We start from the raw sequence: 18,103 nt of genomic DNA, 5'->3' as shown, positions 1-18,103 counted from the left end.
TCTCTATTCTTGCTCAAGACAAAACTCATATTTCGACGAGTCGCTGCCTCGATATCTGTTGCCAGATGGTCTCGGCCAGCGCCCACACGAATTACTTGGTCAACTTGTTAAAGAGCGTTGAGCGTCTGCTCAATCAAGGCCGCGTATTCTACATCAGATCGCTACCTTGTCAACGGTTATTTTGAAGTTTTTGTCGCCGCTTCCGAAGAAGCCTTACACCGAAAAAACTCAAACCTTACAACCGTTTACTTCCCTTCCCGGTTTCGCCGTCGCCGGCGTTCCCTGTCGAAGTGGGGCGCATTCTACAGCCCCACCGTTTTCTGTCAACGACCTTTTGAAACTTTTTTATCCCGGTTTCGGTTTGCCGCTATAAAACCGCTGCTTTTATCGCCGGATTGGTGAATTTACAATCGAATTGACCAATCAGCGTTCAACCGGATGCTTCCGCCCCTTACGGAACAGAGAGCGAACCGGTCCGGACAGGGTGTAAAGCAGGAACGCGCTGAACAGCACAGTACCCGGGTCCAGCGCGACCACGACGAACCCCAGCACTACCAACAGGATCGCGGCAAAAGGCACCCGGCCCCGCATATCCAGGTCCTTGAAGCTGTTGTAGAGAACATTGGAGACCATCAGCATCCCCGCACCGGCTACAACCAACACAGTCAGGCCGGTCAACCAGCCAGCTGGGTCCCAGGCATGGAAACACCACACCAGGCCAGCAACGACAGCTGCGGCTGACGGACTGGGAAGGCCCACGAAGAACTTCTTGTCGACAGAGCCAATCTGGGTATTGAATCGCGCCAGACGTAATGCAGCGCCAGCCACATAGATAAAGGTGATGGCCCACCCTACCTTTCCGAGACTGTTCAGGGACCAGAAGAAAGCCACCAGACCGGGAGCAACACCAAACGCCACCATATCCGCAAGGCTGTCATATTCCTCACCGAACTTGCTCTGGGTATTGGTCATCCGGGCAACACGGCCATCCAGTCCATCGAGTACCATGGACACGAAAATGGCGATGGCCGCGTTGGCAAACATGCCGTTAGCAGCCGAGACAATCGCATAGAAACCGGAAAACAGGGATGCCGTTGTCAGCGAATTGGGCAACAGATAGATTCCCCGCCGCCGAACCCGTGCGCCTTCGACCACTTCTTCCTCTTCCACCTCGCCCGGAAGAAGCTCGTTGCGTGTAGTATCCGCTACTTTCGGATCATTCTTTTCGTCGCTCATGAAACCGGTTCCGTCATGGATGAACTTGCCAGTATAACCCTCAAGGGCCACGGTCAAAAAATACGTACCACCCCTGAAACAAAGAACGCGGCCACCAGGGCCGCGCTCTCGAAGGTCAATAGCTGATCTGGAGGATCAGTTCTTGTCCTTGTCCACGATCTTGTTGGCAGAGATCCACGGCATCATCGAGCGCAGCTTCTCGCCAACCACTTCAATATCGTGGGCAGCATTCTGGCGACGACGTGCTGTCATGGAGGGGTAGTTCAGGCTGCCTTCAGAGATAAACATCTTGGCGTACTCACCGCTCTGGATGCGCTTGAGGGCATTGCGCATGGCTTCGCGGGACTGCTCGTTGATGATTTCCGGCCCGGTCACGTACTCGCCATACTCCGCGTTGTTGGAGATAGAGTAGTTCATGTTGGCGATGCCACCTTCATACATCAGGTCAACGATCAGCTTGAGCTCGTGCAGACACTCGAAGTACGCCATTTCCGGGGCATAACCTGCTTCAACCAGGGTCTCGAAGCCCGCCTTGACCAGTTCAACGGTACCACCACACAGAACCGCCTGCTCACCGAACAGGTCGGTTTCAGTCTCATCCTTGAAGGTGGTTTCGATGATACCGGTACGACCACCGCCAATACCGCTGGCGTAGGACAGTGCCAGGTTCTTGGCGTTGCCGGAGGCATCCTGGAAGATCGCGATCAGGTCAGGGATACCGCCGCCACGCTCGAACTCGGTGCGCACGGTGTGGCCCGGAGCCTTCGGGGCTACCATGATTACGTCCAGGTCCTTGCGCGGAACGATCTGGTTGTAATGGATAGCGAAGCCGTGGGCGAAAGCCAGGGTAGCGCCTTCCTTCAGGTTGGGCTCGATCTGGGACTGGTATAGCTCGGACTGGTACTCGTCCGGAGTCAGCACCATGACCACGTCAGCTGCGGCAACCGCGGTCGGAACGTCAGCAGTCTTCAGACCATAGGCTTCGGCCTTGGCGATAGAGGAAGAGCCGGGGCGCAGGCCCACAGTAACATCCACGCCGGACTCTTTCAGGTTGCACGCATGCGCGTGGCCCTGGGAGCCGAAGCCCAGAATGGCAACTTTCTTGTCCTGGATGATGGAAAGATCGCAATCCTTATCGTAATAAACCTGCATAGTAACCTCTGTCTTGGTTTGGCCCTGCGCCGGCAGGGCCTGAGTGAAAAATTCGGTCTGGCTCAGAGACTGAGCACTTTCTCGCCACGGGCAATGCCGGACACACCAGAGCGCACCACTTCCAGCACACCGGTGGTTCCCACGGCCTGGATAAAGGCATCCAGCTTGTCGCTGTTGCCGGCCAGTTGCACGGTGTACACAGTGCTGGTCACATCCACGATCTGACCCCGGAAGATATCCACGGTACGCTTGATCTCGGCCCGCTGGGCGCCGGACGCCTTCAGCTTCACCAGCATCAGCTCCCGTTCGATGTGGGCTCCCTCGGTCAGATCCACCAGCTTGACCACTTCAATCAGCTTGTTGAGCTGCTTGGTGATCTGCTCAATAACCTTGTCGGAACCGGTGGTGGTCACGGTAAGCCGGGAGAGTGTCTCGTCCTCGGTGGGTGCAACCGTCAGGGTTTCGATGTTGTAATTGCGCTGTGAGAACAAACCGACAACCCTCGACAATGCACCCGGCTCGTTTTCCAGCAATACAGAAATGATTCGACGCATGATCACACCCTCTCCGTCTTGCTGAGCCACATGTCTTTCATGGAACCACGGGCTACCTGCATGGGGTAAACGTGCTCGAACCGGTCCACATAGATATCCAGGAACACCAGCTTGTCCTTCATGGCAAGGGCCTCCCTGAGCTTGGGTTCGAGGTCTTCCTTACGGTCGATCCGGATACCCACGTGGCCATAGGCTTCGGCCAGCTTGATGAAATCCGGCAGGGATTCCATATAAGACTGGGAGTGACGGGACTCGTAGTTCATGTCCTGCCACTGCTTGACCATGCCAAGGGCCTGGTTATTCAGGTTGATGATCTTGACCGGCAGGTCGTACTGACTACACGTGGACAGTTCCTGGATATTCATCTGGATACTGCCCTCACCGGTGATGCACAGTACCTCGTCCTCGGGGTAGTTCAGCTTGACCCCCATCGCCGCCGGCAGACCAAACCCCATGGTGCCCAGACCGCCGGAATTGATCCACCGGTTGGGCCGGTCAAACTTGTAGTACTGGGCGGCAAACATCTGGTGCTGGCCCACATCGGTGGTCACATAGGCTTCGCCGTTGGTCAGGCGGTGCAGCATCTCAATGACTTCCTGCGGCTTGATGACATCGTCGCTGGTTTCATAGCGCATGCCGTGGAAGGCACGCCAGTCGTCAATCTGCTTCCACCAGGCCTTGAGGGCATCGGCGTCCGGCTTCTGCTTCGCCTCTTTGACCATGCCAATCATTTCCCGCAGCACTGCATCCACAGGCCCAACGATTGGCACGTCCGCTTCTACTGTCTTGGAAATCGACGCAGGATCAATGTCGATATGGATAATGCGAGCCCCCGGACAGAACTTCTCGGTGGCGTTGGTGACCCGGTCATCGAAGCGGGCACCGACTGCGAGGATCAGATCGGAGTGGTGCATGGCCATATTGGACTCGTAGGTCCCGTGCATCCCCAGCCAGCCAAGGTGCTGTTCGTCTGAAGCCGGATAGCAGCCGATACCCATCAGGGTATTGGTGATGGGGTAACCCAGGGTGCGAGTCAACTCGGTGAGCTGTTCTGTGGCCTTGCCCAGGATCACCCCGCCGCCGGCGTAGATAATCGGCCGCCTGGCCGCCAGCAGCATGTCCACTGCCTTGCGGATCTGACCGGTATGGCCCCGGACCGCCGGGTTATAGGAGCGCAGCTTGATCTTCTTCGGGAAGACATACTCATAGCGCTCGTTAGGTGTGGTCATATCCTTGGGGATATCCACCACCACCGGGCCGGGACGGCCGGTCGAGGCAATGTAGTAGGCCTTGCGAATAATTTCAGGGATTTCCTCCGGATGACGCACCGAAAGGTTGTGTTTCACCACCGGTCGGGAAACACCGATCATATCGGTTTCCTGGAAGGCGTCCTCACCGATCAGGGTGGACGCTACCTGGCCGCACAGAACCACCATGGGAATGGAATCCATAAAGGCGGTGGCAATGCCGGTAATGGTGTTGGTGGCTCCAGGACCCGAGGTCACCAGTACGGTACCTGGTTTACCGGATGCGCGGGCGTAGCCGTCGGCCATGTGGACCGCCGCCTGCTCGTGGCGCACCAGGATGTGCTTGACTTTGTCCTGCCTGAACAACGCGTCATAAATATGAAGCGCTGCACCACCGGGATAGCCATAGATGTACTCTATACCCTCATCCTGCAAGGAGCGGATGAGCATATCGGCACCAGACAATAACTCCACGTGATTTACCCTCTATAAACGAGTGAATGTTACGGGAATCTTCCCGAATTGCCTGGATGCCCCGTGCCACGCCTCTTTTGAAGGCCGGCCTGGGCGTTCCGCCACACCATGTCTGACAGAGGTTGTCTCCTGGACAGCCCGGCTCCTGAGGGTTCCGGAACAGGGCCAGTCAACGGGTTGCCAGGATATGAGCGCTTTGCTGATACAAAAAGGCAACCGCCTGTACCCGGGGTACAGGAAGTACAGTGTGGTATTCAACGGGGGTTACTGCTCGGGATTGCCTGCCGTATTGACCCCTGCTTTCAGGCAATCTGTAATTTTGACAGCGGGAAAGTATCTGTCAATAGAAACGGTGCAGGAGTAGCCTCAAACTGCCGAAAAGTAGTGTTGCACCCTGCCCCGGCCAGGATTCCGGTGTAGCCTGCCTGCTGGTTCACAGATTCGGCGGCGAATCGGGAAAACCTTTGCCCGTAATGGCAGGATTCGCTTTAATGGATACGTTGTTGTCGGTCAGGCACGGCCGACCGGCAGTTTTTCTTCCAAGGATTTTCAGATATGACCCGACACCTGCTATTGGTCGCTATCATTGCGCTGCTAAGCCCTTCCCTCACTTCTGCGGAATCCGTTTATCGGTGGACGGATGAAAACGGCGTGGTCCACTTCGGTGACCGCGAGCCGGTGGGCCGGGCGGCAGACCGCGTGAGCGTGAAAACCGGAGCCGCCACTAACAGCTCCGAACGTAAATCCCCCCAGGAACAGGTCGAAGCACTGGAGGAGCGCCAGGCGGAACGTCAGCGGGAGGAAAAGGAAACTGCCGTGGAAGAAGCCCGCCGTAAACAGCGGCAAGCTCGCTGTGACACAGCCCGGGCGAACCTCCAGGCCATCAACAGCAACGCCCGCATCCGCGTGGTGGGCGCCGATGGCGAGCAGCGTTACCTCACACCGGAAGAAATCCAGGAGAAGCGCGCCGAGTTCGAGGCCATTGTCGAGGAAAGCTGCGACGATAGCCCCGAGTCCTGAACCGGCCACACAAAGCGCATGACCACAAAAAACGGGAGCCCTGAAGCTCCCGTTTTTTTTGACCGACACAACTACCCGGTCAGGCTTTGCTGAATACCAGCTGGTGGTCCTTCACGGTGCCACGAATCACGTCACCAGAGACAAACTCTCCCTGCAACAGTTTCTGGGCCAGCGGGTTCTCGATCATTCGCTGGATCGCCCGCTTCAGCGGACGCGCACCATAGACCGGGTCGTAACCGACTTCCGCCAGCAACTCCATGGCGCCATCGTCCAGCTCCAGCTTCATGTCCTGATCCTTCAGACGTTTGCTGAGGGACTGGATCTGGATGGTGGCGATACCCCGAATCTGATTCTCTGCGAGCGGGTGGAATACCACCACTTCGTCTACGCGGTTGATGAACTCGGGACGGAAGTGTGTACCTACCACCTCCATAACCGCGTTCTTCATGGCCTCGTAATTTTCCTCGCCTGCCTTCTGCTGGATGATGTCGGAGCCCAGATTGGAGGTCATAACGATCACCGTATTGCGGAAGTCCACGGTACGACCCTGGCCATCGGTCAGACGACCGTCTTCCAGTACCTGCAACAGGATATTGAAGACGTCCGGGTGGGCCTTTTCCACCTCGTCCAGCAACAGCACGGAATAGGGCCGGCGACGAACCGCTTCGGTCAGGTAGCCACCCTCCTCGTAACCGACGTAGCCGGGGGGTGCACCGATCAGGCGGGCAACGGAATGTTTCTCCATAAACTCGGACATGTCGATACGAACCATGGCCTCCTCAGTATCAAAGAGGAAGGAGGCCAGAGATTTGCACAGCTCAGTCTTGCCCACGCCAGTGGGCCCGAGGAACAGGAACGAACCGTTGGGCCGATTCGGGTCTGACAGGCCGGCACGGGAACGGCGCACCGCGTTGGAGACGGCTTCCACCGCCTCATCCTGACCGATCACGCGGTCATGGAGAGCCTCTTCCATTCGCATGAGCTTGTCTCGCTCGCCTTCGAGCATCTTGGATACCGGGATGCCGGTCCACTTGGAGACCACCTCGGCGATCTCCTCGTCGGTGACCCGGTTACGCAGCAGCTTCATTTCCATCATCTCGGCCTGGCTGGCCATGTCCAGCTGGCGCTCCAGCTCAGGAATGGTGCCGTACTGCAGCTCCGACATCTTGCCCAGATCCCCCGCACGGCGGGCGTTTTCCAGGTCAATCCGGGCCTGCTCCAGCTGGCTCTTGATCTTCTGGGAGCCGTGGAGCGCGGCCTTCTCGGTGTTCCAGACCTCTTCAAGGTCGGCGTACTCCCGCTCGACACCGGTTATGACGTCGGACAACTCCTGCAAGCGCTTCCTGGACGCCGCGTCGCTTTCCTTCTTCAGGGCCTCCCGCTCGATCTTGAGCTGGATCAGCCGACGCTCAAGGCGGTCCAGGGCTTCCGGCTTGGAGTCCATCTCCATACGGATCTGGCTGGCCGCTTCGTCCACCAGGTCAATGGCCTTGTCCGGCAGTTGCCGGTCGGCGATGTAACGATGAGACAACTTGGCGGCCGCGATGATAGCTCCATCGGTGACCTCGACACCATGATGCACCTCGTAACGCTCTTTCAGGCCCCGGAGAATCGCGATGGTATCTTCCTCGGACGGCTCGCTGACCAGCACTTTCTGGAAGCGACGCTCCAGCGCCGCATCCTTCTCGATGTTTTCCCGGTATTCGTCCAGGGTTGTGGCGCCCACACAGTGCAACTCACCCCGGGCCAGGGCCGGCTTGAGCATGTTACCCGCGTCCATGGAACCTTCCGCCTTGCCGGCGCCAACCATGGTGTGGATCTCATCGATAAACAGGATGATCTGGCCTTCCTGCTTGGACAGCTCGTTCAGCACGGCTTTCAGTCGCTCTTCGAACTCACCTCGGAACTTGGCGCCGGCAATCAGTGCCCCCATGTCCAGGGACAGCACCTTCTTGTCCTTCAGGCCGTCCGGCACTTCACCGTTAACGATGCGCTGGGCCAGGCCTTCGACAATGGCCGTCTTGCCCACCCCCGGCTCGCCGATCAGTACCGGATTGTTCTTGCGGCGGCGTTGCAGTACCTGGATGGTGCGGCGAATTTCATCATCCCGTCCGATCACCGGGTCCAGTTTGCCTGCCTCTGCGCGCTCGGTGAGATCGATGGTGTACTTGGACAGGGCCTGACGGTTTTCCTCGGCACCGGCATCATTGACGGACTCTCCACCGCGGATTTCGTCAATGGCCTTTTCCAGGTTTTCTTTCGTGACGCCTTGCTCCTTGAGCACCCGCCCGAGGGTGCCCCGGCTGTCCAGCGCAGCCAGAAGCATCAGTTCGCTGGAAATAAACTGGTCACCCCGCTGCTGGGCCAGCTTGTCAGCCAGGTTGAACAGGCGTCCCATATCGTTGGACATGGAGACATCCCCTGCGGACCCTTTCACTTCCGGCAGGTTCTCGATTTCCCGGGCGATGGCCTGGCGCACCCGTCCAGGTTCGGCACCTGCGTGCTTCAACAACGGCTTGATCGAACTGCCTTCCTGGTCCAGCAGCGCCTGCATCAGGTGCACCGGTTCAATAAAGTTGTGATCCTTGCCGACCGCGAGGGATTGGGCATCCGCAAGGGCGGTCTGCAGCCGGCTGGTGAGTTTGTCGATTCGCATCTTCTGGATTCCCCGCTTCAATGTCCGGATGTCGCAACCCTTCTGCAGGTAAACGGCGATCATCCTGTTAGCTTTGACATTTAATGTAGGGGCTGGCGGGCGGACTTCAAGGTAGCGAAGCAAGAAAGTGTCAGAAAATTGACAGACGTCAGGTGCAGCCGGATGCGGGGTATGGGCGCCGGTTCAGTTATTCAGCCAGATACAGCTGGCCATTCGCCCGGTCTGGCCATTCCGGCGGTAGGAGAAAAAACGTTGCGCCTCGGTAACGGTGCAGAATCCACCCCCGAATACACGGGTAACTCCGACGCGGGCAAGCCGGAACCGGGCCAGGCCGTAGATATCCGCCAGGAAGTGGCCTGGTTGGTGGGGCGACAGGTCGAAAAACGGGTCGGCTTCCCGGCTGTCGGCCAGAAACTGCTCCCGCACCTCTGGCCCCACTTCAAACTGCTCCGGTCCGATAGCTGGCCCGAGCCAGGCCATGACGTCCTCGGGAACAGGAAAGGCCTGCACGGTGTTTTCCAGGACACCGCTGGCAAGGCCACGCCAACCTGCGTGGGCTGCAGCCACACGGGTGCCCGCAAGGTCGCAGAAAAGCACTGGCAAACAATCGGCGGTGAGGATTGTACAGACCCGGCCAGGCTGGTCCGCCACGGCTGCATCGGCCACCCGGTCACCGCCTGGCAGGATTGCGACACCGGTTCCATGAACCTGCTGGAGCCAGTGAAAATTATCAGGCTCAAGGTGAGCCCAGTGGGCCAATCGCCGCCGGTTCTCCAGCACATCACCGTGGTTGTCGCCTACATGGTCGCCCAGGTTCATGGAGTCCCAGGGACCGGAACTGACGCCTCCGGCCCGGGTCGTGCACAGGGCCTGCACGTTGGCAGGCGCCGGCCACTCCGGGTGGAGTACGGGCAAGTCAGAACTCATGGCTTTCCAGCTCCCGGGCATGTTTGCGCAGTGCAGCCAGCAGATGTTCAAAGTCTTCCGGCAGGGGCACCTCCCAGCTCAGGATTTCACCGGTTTCCGGGTGTTCGAGCGTCAGTTGGCGGGCGTGCAGCGCCTGGCGATGGAAGGCCGCCAGCACTTCACGCAACTCGTCAGTCGTTCCCTTGGGTAGTCGCAGGCGACCGCCATACATGGGGTCACCCACCAGCGGATGGCGCACATGGGCCATATGTACCCGGATCTGGTGGGTGCGGCCACTTTCAAGCTTGCAGCGAATATGGGTGTGGGCGGCAAAGCGTTCAACCAACCGATAGTGGGTCACTGCCGGCTTTCCGGAGGACACGACCGCCATTTTCTTGCGATCCCTGGGATGGCGGCCAATGGGGGCATCCACGGTGGCACCCCCGGTCAGTTCGCCGACCACCACTGCCTCGTACTCCCGACCCATGGTTCGGGTCTGCAGCTGATCAACCAGGGAGGTGTGTGCAATCAGACTGCGAGCCACCACCATAATGCCTGAGGTGTCCTTGTCCAGCCGGTGTACGATGCCCGCCCGGGGCAGGTTTTCCACTTCCGGGGCATAGTTCAGCAGCGCATTGACCAGGGTGCCGTCCGCATGGCCAGCGGCAGGATGTACCACCAGGCCGGCCGGTTTGTTGATGACCAGCAGGTGCTCGTCTTCATAGACAACATCCAGCTCGATGGACTGGGCCTGCCATTCCACCTGGACCTCGGGCTCGGCGTCCAGCTCGATGCGGTCTCCCATCATGACCTTGTCCCGGGGCTTGCACTGCCTGCCATTGAGTGTCAGGTTGCCACCCTTGATCCACCCCTGCAGGCGAGAGCGGGAGTGCTCAGGCATCAGCTCCGCCACAGCCTGGTCCAGCCGGCGGTCAGAGAGCTCGTGGGGCACCTCGAAAGACGCCTTTACTCGGGAATGTTCGGTCATACTGGCCCCGGGCCGTTATGGGCGCTGCCAGCCCCTGGTAACCGGTATTGGTTGCAGGGGTTCAAGCGCACCTGGTGAATAAAGGTTTATCCGGCGTACTGTCAGCTCATGGACGTCCGTCACTGTCCCGTTTACCCCATGTTCAGCTTAAACACTGCACAATGGCAATCAAGGTCGTTACAATGGCCAACTTCCGTTATCCGTGAGGATATCCGGTAATCAGACATTATACGGGATTCAGGCATGAGATCAGGTTTTCGTTGTGCATTGCTGGCCGCCACTCTGGTTCTGGGGGCCTGCGCGTCGACCCAGCAGGAACAGGACGTCCTGCCCGAAGAAGCCTATTACGACAACGCCCGCAAGGCCATGGACTCCGGTAATTTCAATGAGGCCGAGAGCAACCTGGACCAGCTGGAGACCTACTATCCCTTCGGCCGCTATGCGGAGCAGGCCCAGCTGGACCTGATCTACGCCAGATACCAGAACCTCGACCTTGAAGGCGCCCGTAGTGCAGCGGACCGTTTCCTGCGCCTGAATCCCCAGAGTGAATACGCAGACTACGCCCTCTACATGCGCGGCCTGGCTTCTTATAACCTGGACGTAGGCCTGGCAACCCGTTATCTGGGCGTTGACCCTACCGACCGGGACCCCGGCGAGCAACGACAGGCGTTCCAGGATTTCTCGGAATTGTTGAACCGCTACCCGGACAGTGAGTATGCACCGGACGCCCGCCAGCGCATGATTGCTATCCGCAATCGCCTGGCGGAACTGGAACTGCACGCCGCACGATATTACATTCGCCGCCAGGCTTACATGGCTGCCAACAACCGCGCGCGCTACGTGGTAGAGAACTTCCCCGAATCACCTTCCACCGAGGAAGCCCTGATCCTGATGGCGGAAACCTACGAGGCACTGGAATTGGACGACGCAGCCAGCGATGCCGTACGCCTGCTGGCCGTGAACCACCCTGAAAGTGACGCCTTCGATGACAATATGCGCTTCCAGGGAAGGGACCTTACGCCGGAGAATCGCTCACTGCTGAACGTGATGACTTTCGGACTGTTCGGGCGGGACTGATCCCGCCCACGGTCACGCCTCTCAGTTACCGATTTTCCAGCCGTTCGTGATGGGATAGCGCCGGTCCTTGCCGAAACCCCTTTCGGTGATCCTGACACCAATCGGGGCCTGGCGGCGCTTGTACTCATTGATATCCACCAGCCGCACCACCCTCTCTACATCCTTGCGGTCAAACCCTTCCGCCACGATCGCTTCGGCGCTGAAGTCCCGCTCCACATACAAGTTCAGAATCTGGTCGAGGACGTCATAACCCGGCAGACTGTCTTCATCTTTCTGGTCTGGCGCCAGTTCAGCTGAAGGTGGACGGGTGATTACCCGCTCAGGGATCACCGGACTGATAGTGTTGCGATAACGGGACAGCCGGAAGACTACGGTCTTGGGCACATCTTTGAGTACGTCAAAACCACCTGCCATATCGCCGTACAGGGTGGAATACCCCACCGCCAGCTCGCTCTTGTTACCAGTGGTCAGTACCAGTGAGCCAAACTTGTTGGACAGGGACATCAACAACACGCCCCGCAGGCGAGCCTGCAAGTTTTCTTCCGTGGTATCCGGCGTCGTGCCTTCGAAGGGCTTTTCCAGGGCGGCCATAAAGGCGTCGTACATGGGCTCAATGGAGAACACGTCGTAACGCACGCCCAGCGCTTTTGCTTCAGCTTCTGCGTCTTCCAGGCTCATGGAGGAGGTGTAGCGGAACGGCATCATCACCGCATGTACGCGATCGGCGCCAAGGGCGTCCACTGCAATGGCAAGGGTCAGTGCCGAATCAATCCCGCCAGACAGGCCCAGCACGACTGAGCGGAAGCCGTTCTTGTTCACATAGTCGCGGACGCCAAGCACCAACGCCTTATAGATATTCTCTTCCAGGGAGGGCTCCGGTGGACGGGGCCGGGAAACGGGCTGACAGTGGTGGTCGCAGATAAATTCGACCGGGTAGAGGCCTTCATCAAACTGAGGCACTTCCACCGCCAGCTCGCCAGAATGGTCGTAGACTACCGAGCCGCCGTCGAACACCAGCTCATCCTGGCCGCCAACCAGGTTTACGTACACAATGGCGAGCTCGTTATCCCGCGCCTTACCCTCGAGCAGGGCCTTACGGCGGGCCTGCTTGCCAATGTCATAGGGGGAGGCATTGAGGTTGATTAACAGCCTGGCACCGGCGGCGGCAGCCTGTTCCACGGGACCATCACTCCAGATGTCCTCGCAGACCGTTAGCCCCACAGCGATACCCCGAAAATCAATCACACAGGGCTCGGAGCCTGCTGCAAAATAGCGCTTCTCATCGAAGACCTGGTAATTCGGCGGGAACTGCTTGAAGTAAGAGGCGCGCACCTCCCCCTGATCGATCAGGACGGCGGCGTTATAGAGCAAGCCCCCCTGCCGTATGGGAGCGCCGATCACACAGGCAGCTGTCAGGTTTGCCTGTTGCAACGATGCCAGCGCCTCCGCCACTCTCAAGTCCAGGCTGGGACGCAGCAACAGATCCTCCGGCGGGTAGCCGGTGAGGCAAAGTTCCGGAAACACAACCAGATCTGCGTTATGCTCCTGTTCGGCTTTACGGACCGCATCAATCACCAGGCGGGCATTACCGGAAATATCACCAACCAGAAAATCCATCTGAGCCATCACCACGTTGAGTTTCCGTGCTGTATGGCCTGTTCCTGTTGCTCCTGGCTGCTGAGACATGTGCCCGCTCCTGTAACCCGTTGCTGTGAAAAGGCTATTATAGCGATGTAGCCAAGGGATTGCTGCCATAGTGACTCAGGGAAGGATGCTTAATTCAACCGTCAGACCGCCGAGAGAAGCACATTTGAGCAAACTGTCTGCCGACACATCCAGCCCGACCAGCCAGAGCTACCAACGGGGAACATCAGGGCAATCCCAGCGACTGTTCCGGGTCTATAACCTGTACCGGATCGTGATCAGCCTGGTGCTGACCGGGCTGCTGTTTGTAGACCCTGTCCAGCTCGATCAGCCCCTGCGCCTTGCCGAATATTACCAGGCCGGCGTACTTGGCTACCTGATGCTCAACAGCGCCATCGGGCTGATGCTGGTGGGTGGGCTGAGCCCCGGCCAGCGACATATTACCCTGTCGGTATTACTGGATATCCTGATCATCCACGTTCTGCTGTTCACCAGTTCAGGCATCACCAATGGCTTGGCCAATCTGATCATTATTTCAGTAGCAGCGGGCAACATCCTGACCCCCAGCCGGATGGGCCTATTCTACGCTGCGCTCGCTGCTATCTGCTCCCTGGCCATCGCGGGTTGGGGCGTGATGTTGCATGGGGACAACGTGGACAACATCGTCCGGGCGGGTTCTCTGGGCATTCTGTATTTCGGCGCAGCGCTGATCCTGCAATCCATTACCCGTCGCATGCAGCGCAGCGAAGCCCTGGCGGATTCCCGGGCCCGCAGCATCATCGAACTGGAGAAGATCAACGAACAGATCATCCAGCGCATGCGCACCGGTATCGTGGTCACGGACCAGGAGGGTCGGATCCGGGTGGCGAACGCAGCCGCCGAAGAACTCCTGTTTGGCATGATCGGCAACCACGGACACCAAAGCCGGGTGTTACCGGTAGCACTCCTGGAAGGCCTCGCCACCTGGAAACAGGACCCTCGCAAGCGCCCGGAACCCTGCCAGGTGCAGCCTGCCTCCCCCGTGATCCAGGCCAGCTTCACCCGACTCGATGAAGAAAACAGCGACCTGATACTGGCGTTTATCGAGGACCTGAGCAAGGTTACCCAGCAGGCCCAACAAATGAAGCTGGCGTCCCTCGGGCGACTGACCGCCGGTATTGCCCACGAGATCCGCAACCCCCTGGGCGCCATCAGCCATGCCGCGCAGCTGATGAGTGAGTCCGGCGATATACCCGAGCCGGACCTGCGCATGCTTGAGATAATCCAGCGGCACTCTCGCCGGGTGAACGGCATTATCGAGAACGTGCTGGACCTCTCCCGCCGACGCCAGGCCGACGCCCAGTTGGTGGACCTTGGCCAGTGGCTGACCGACTTTGTAAGGGACTATCAACAGTCCACCAGCCACCAGGACGGGGAGCCACCCCGCATCAGTCTCGAGCTCCCGCCTGACCTGCCTGCCGCCCGCTTCGACAAGAGTCAGATCGAGCAGGTTCTGACAAACCTGTGTGACAACGGCCTGCGCTACAGCAAGCAACAAACCGGACGCGCCACCCTTACCGTGCGAGCCGGCGCTACCACCGACGGCGAGCGCGCCTACGTCGATGTGGAAGACCAGGGACCGGGCGTTGCCGAAGAACACCGCAATTCCGTATTCGAGCCCTTCTTCACCACTGACAAGGGCGGAACGGGTCTCGGACTGTACCTGGCCCGGGAATTGTGCGAAACCAACCAGGCCCACCTGGCACTGCTCAATGGCCAGAGCCCCGGCTGCTGCTTCCGGATCACCTTTGCCCCGCCGGGCAGACTGATATGAGAACCTTAAAGGATGTGACCCTATGACTACCCATACCGCACTGATTGTGGATGACGAACCGGATATCCGCGAACTGCTGGAGATTACCCTGGTGCGCATGGGCATCGCCACCCGATCGGCCCCGGACCTGGCCACAGCACGGGAGTTACTGGAAGCGGAACCGGCCCACCTGTGCCTGACCGACATGAACCTGCCGGACGGCAACGGTATCGACCTGGTGGCCTGGATACAGGAGCACCGGCCAGAAACCCCGGTAGCTGTCATCACCGCCTACGGCAACATGGATACCGCCATTGAGGCCCTCAAGGCCGGAGCCTTTGACTTCGTGAGCAAGCCGGTGGAACTGCCCCGATTACGGGAACTGGTGAACAGTGCCCTGAGACTGTCAGAGCCGGAACGCCAGGAGATCCAGCAGACCGATGAACCGGGCCTGCTGCTGGGCAACTCCCGTGAGATCCAGCGTCTGCGCAGCCAGACCCGCAAGCTGGCCCGCAGCCAGGCGCCAGTATTCATCAGTGGCGAATCCGGCAGTGGTAAAGAGTTGGTCGCCCGTATGATTCACATGCAGGGCCCCCGCAGCGACGCGCCGTTTGTGGCCGTCAACTGCGGCGCCATTCCGTCTGAGCTGATGGAAAGCGAGTTCTTCGGTCACCGCAAGGGCAGCTTCACCGGCGCCAACGAGAGCAAGGACGGGCTGTTTCGCAGCGCTGATGGCGGCACCCTCTTTCTGGACGAAGTGGCGGACCTGCCCCTGGCCATGCAGGTGAAACTGCTCCGGGCCATTCAGGAAAAAGCCGTCCGACCGGTGGGTGAATCCCGGGAAGTACCCGTGGACATCCGCATCCTCAGTGCCACCCACAAGAACCTGCCAGAACTGGTCAAGGACGGCAGCTTCCGCCAGGACCTGTTCTATCGCATTAACGTCATTGAACTGGCCGTACCCGCACTGCGGGAGCGCCCGGACGATATACCGCTCCTGTCCAACCATATCCTCGAGCGCATCGCGCGGGAGTATGAATGTCCGCCGGCACGCCTCAGCCAGGGCGCCCTGGGCTACCTTAAGGACTACGCATTCCCCGGCAACGTCCGGGAGCTGGAGAACATTCTTGAGCGGGCATTTACCCTGTGCGATTCCGATGTGATTGATACCGATGACCTGCACATTGGAACGCCTCCGATGGACTTGCCGCGGGAAAAGCAGCCGGTCGATAACAACGGTTCCGTCAATGGCGACGAGGTGCCACCGCTACCTGATGGCGAAATGGATTTGGAGCATTACCTGGAGACGATTGAACGCCAGGCCATCGAAAAGGCACTTGAGGCGACACGTTGGAACAAAACGGCTGCCGCAAAACGGCTTGGGATCAGCTTCCGCGCTCTGCGGTATCGGTTGAAGAAGTTGGGGATGGAGTAGATTACCGGCGTCTACTTACGCTTGGCCTAGCAGATCTCCTACAGCCATGAAACCTTCGAGACATTAAGGTAACGCCCGCCCAGGTCGAGGTCGGGTTACTACCATGTCAACGGAGGACACGGCGTGTGTCAATGGCCATTTATTTTGACCCACCTTTGGCCAATAAAATTGACCCACCTTTCATAGTCTAGCTTGTTGTCTTCTGCTTTAGCCGATAGCTTTCTCCTCCCAGCATAAAGATGTGTGAATGGTGGATGACGCGGTCAATGATCGGCACCGCCACGTTGTCGTCGTGGAAGAACTCGCCCCAGCTGGTGAAGTCCTTGTTGGTGGTCAGGATGATGGACCGGTATTCGTACAGGCTGTTGATCAGCTGGAACAGGTTGTACCGGGCCTGCCGGGTCATGGGCAGGTAACCCAGTTCATCAATGATCAGCAGGTCGTATTTGGCCAAGGCGCTGACCCGCTTTTTCAGCTCACCTTTCATCTCGGCCAGTTCCAGTTCTTCCACCAGATCCAGGGCGTTGCGGAACAGCACCCGGTAGCCGGCCTCCACGGCTTTGTAGCCAATGCCGATGGCCAGGTGGGTCTTGCCTACACCGGGCGGGCCGATAAACACCAGGTTGTTCCGTTCGTCGATGAACTGGAAGTCCAGCAAGGCATTTACCTGACGTTTGGTAATGGTGGTCTGGTGCCGGTAATCGAAGCCCTCCAGGCGCTTCTCCGCTGGGAACGCAGCCATCTTCCGGTTCCGGCGGATGCGTTTGTCCTGGCGCTGAACCAGTTCGTGTTCAGCGAGCCGGTCCGCGAAGCCCAGGTAGGACATCTCGTTGGCTTCTGCCTCGGCCAGCAGGTTGATTAGTTCGTCGGCGGCTGCGCTCAGGCGCAGGCTGCGGTATCGGCTCACAGTTTGCTCAAGCTGGCTCATGGGTCACCCCCTGGCCACTGGAGTGGCCAATACGGCGATAAGCACTCAGGTCCAGCGCTTGCTGTGGTTCTGGCAGCGGTTCCGGCTGCCGTTCCCGCAGCGTAGCTGCCTGGGCTGCTTCCAGGTAACTTTGCAGCCGTGTGGCGGTCATGCCGGGGCGTTCTGCCAGCGTTGTGATCAACGCCAGATCCACAGGCGCATGGCGCTTGAGCAGGTCTCGGGCAGCCACCAACTGATCCTTGTAGATCTTGGGCTCGGAACGCTTGAGCTGTTGGCACAACCGATGCCCGATTTCATTGCCGACCAGGTCGTTGATCTTGCTCTCAAGGGTGGCCACCCGCTGGGCATGATCCCGGTAGTGATGGGTGTTCTTGAACACCTTTCCCTTGTCGGAACATAGAGCGTGACTGGCAATGACATCGCCCGTTTCCAGGTCGCTAATTTGGAGCTGACTGCCGGACTCCAGAACGCCCACCCGGGCCTGTTGCCAGGCCATGGGCACAGAGTACTTGTTGGCCTTCCAGGCGATCAGGCCGGTCTTGTCGGCTCGACGTGTCTCGTGGACCACCGGCTGCACGCAAGCTGGTGACAGGTAGGCCTCCAGGTGTTCTCGCTCATCCCGTTCGAAGCGTTCCCGGGGTGGTTCGCCGGTGGTGCCGTGAATGCGGATATTGGCTACGCTCTCAACCCAGTCCTGCACGTGCTGGCGCACGTGCTCCTGATCCCGGAAGACCTCACCGTAAAGGCAATCCTGCTTGACGTACTTCACGCCAGCTTCCACCTTGCCCTTGCTCTCCGGGTCATAACCTTCGCAGGCATGGATCCGGAACCCGGCCGTGGTGGCATACTCGTGGAACCGTTGGTTGAGGGTCAGCTCCCGGTACTGTTCGTTGATGACCACCAGCTTGGTCTGATCGTAGACGCATTCCTCCGGCAGGCCACCGAAGTAACGCAGGGCTTCGTTATGGAGTTGGATAAAGGTCTGGGTATCCAG

General features: G+C 59.0%; 14 protein-coding genes. 4 read left to right on the top strand and 10 right to left on the bottom strand.

The genetic code is table 11. The features are described from left to right. Positions 1 to 423: 423 nt before the first annotated feature. From pssA to BM036_RS18275, 4 genes are all read right to left on the bottom strand, one after another. Positions 424 to 1,236, bottom strand: a complete 813-nt coding sequence (pssA, locus tag BM036_RS18290) for a CDP-diacylglycerol--serine O-phosphatidyltransferase (protein WP_091855021.1) — start codon at positions 1,234 to 1,236, stop codon at positions 424 to 426. A gap of 135 nt (positions 1,237 to 1,371) precedes the next feature. After that, positions 1,372 to 2,388 (bottom strand): ketol-acid reductoisomerase, encoded by a 1,017-nt coding sequence (gene ilvC / locus BM036_RS18285; RefSeq protein ID WP_091855007.1) that lies wholly within the window; start codon positions 2,386 to 2,388, stop codon positions 1,372 to 1,374. Between the two features lie 62 nt (positions 2,389 to 2,450). Then, positions 2,451 to 2,942 (bottom strand): acetolactate synthase small subunit, encoded by a 492-nt coding sequence (gene ilvN / locus BM036_RS18280; protein WP_091854993.1) that lies wholly within the window; start codon positions 2,940 to 2,942, stop codon positions 2,451 to 2,453. A 2-nt stretch (positions 2,943 to 2,944) separates the two neighbouring features. Continuing rightward, complete coding sequence (locus BM036_RS18275) at positions 2,945 to 4,663, bottom strand: acetolactate synthase 3 large subunit (protein ID WP_091854991.1); 1,719 nt, start codon at positions 4,661 to 4,663, stop codon at positions 2,945 to 2,947. A gap of 555 nt (positions 4,664 to 5,218) precedes the next feature. On the opposite strand from BM036_RS18275, the gene BM036_RS18270 reads away from it, so the two are divergent. Next, positions 5,219 to 5,683 carry a DUF4124 domain-containing protein gene (locus tag BM036_RS18270; RefSeq protein WP_091854989.1) on the top strand — a complete coding sequence of 155 codons (465 nt, stop codon included), beginning with the start codon at positions 5,219 to 5,221 and terminating at the stop codon, positions 5,681 to 5,683. Positions 5,684 to 5,762: 79 nt separating this feature from the next. Here BM036_RS18270 and clpB read toward each other — a convergent pair whose 3' ends face one another. The 3 genes from clpB to rluD all read right to left on the bottom strand — a co-directional run bounded on the left by clpB (position 5,763) and on the right by rluD (position 10,233). Further along, positions 5,763 to 8,339 carry an ATP-dependent chaperone ClpB gene (gene clpB / locus BM036_RS18265; RefSeq protein WP_091855019.1) on the bottom strand — a complete coding sequence of 859 codons (2,577 nt, stop codon included), beginning with the start codon at positions 8,337 to 8,339 and terminating at the stop codon, positions 5,763 to 5,765. A gap of 183 nt (positions 8,340 to 8,522) precedes the next feature. After that, positions 8,523 to 9,266, bottom strand: a complete 744-nt coding sequence (gene pgeF, locus BM036_RS18260) for a peptidoglycan editing factor PgeF (RefSeq protein ID WP_091854987.1) — start codon at positions 9,264 to 9,266, stop codon at positions 8,523 to 8,525. Next, positions 9,256 to 10,233 carry a 23S rRNA pseudouridine(1911/1915/1917) synthase RluD gene (rluD, locus tag BM036_RS18255; protein ID WP_091854984.1) on the bottom strand — a complete coding sequence of 326 codons (978 nt, stop codon included), beginning with the start codon at positions 10,231 to 10,233 and terminating at the stop codon, positions 9,256 to 9,258. Before rluD ends, pgeF begins: the two co-directional genes overlap by 11 nt. Positions 10,234 to 10,476: 243 nt before the next feature. On the opposite strand from rluD, the gene BM036_RS18250 reads away from it, so the two are divergent. Further along, a complete protein-coding gene (locus BM036_RS18250) occupies positions 10,477 to 11,310 on the top strand; it encodes an outer membrane protein assembly factor BamD (RefSeq protein WP_091854982.1) in 834 nt (277 codons plus the stop codon). A gap of 21 nt (positions 11,311 to 11,331) precedes the next feature. Here BM036_RS18250 and BM036_RS18245 read toward each other — a convergent pair whose 3' ends face one another. Next, a complete protein-coding gene (locus tag BM036_RS18245) occupies positions 11,332 to 12,996 on the bottom strand; it encodes an NAD+ synthase (RefSeq protein ID WP_091854980.1) in 1,665 nt (554 codons plus the stop codon). Between the two features lie 133 nt (positions 12,997 to 13,129). On the opposite strand from BM036_RS18245, the gene BM036_RS18240 reads away from it, so the two are divergent. Both BM036_RS18240 and BM036_RS18235 read left to right on the top strand, forming a co-directional pair. Further along, on the top strand, positions 13,130 to 14,767 hold the full coding sequence (locus BM036_RS18240; protein WP_245742721.1) for a sensor histidine kinase: 1,638 nt from the start codon (positions 13,130 to 13,132) through the stop codon (positions 14,765 to 14,767). A gap of 22 nt (positions 14,768 to 14,789) precedes the next feature. Continuing rightward, positions 14,790 to 16,181, top strand: coding sequence for a sigma-54-dependent transcriptional regulator (locus BM036_RS18235; protein WP_091854976.1), 1,392 nt, complete (start codon positions 14,790 to 14,792; stop codon positions 16,179 to 16,181). Between the two features lie 187 nt (positions 16,182 to 16,368). Here the strand turns inward: BM036_RS18235 and istB are convergent, their stop codons facing one another. Further along, on the bottom strand, positions 16,369 to 17,109 hold the full coding sequence (istB, locus tag BM036_RS18230; RefSeq protein WP_041336312.1) for an IS21-like element helper ATPase IstB: 741 nt from the start codon (positions 17,107 to 17,109) through the stop codon (positions 16,369 to 16,371). Continuing rightward, positions 17,096 to 18,103, bottom strand: a 1,008-nt coding sequence (locus BM036_RS18225; protein WP_091854973.1) for a Mu transposase domain-containing protein, incomplete at its 5' end; no start/stop codon positions are given. The genes BM036_RS18225 and istB, both read right to left, overlap by 14 nt.

It is taken from the genome of Marinobacter segnicrescens (assembly GCF_900111555.1).
In the GTDB taxonomy this organism is placed as follows: Bacteria; Pseudomonadota; Gammaproteobacteria; order Pseudomonadales; family Oleiphilaceae; genus Marinobacter; species Marinobacter segnicrescens.
The sequence above is the reverse complement of the archived record's forward strand: the minus strand, read 5'-3'. Positions and strand labels throughout refer to the sequence as shown.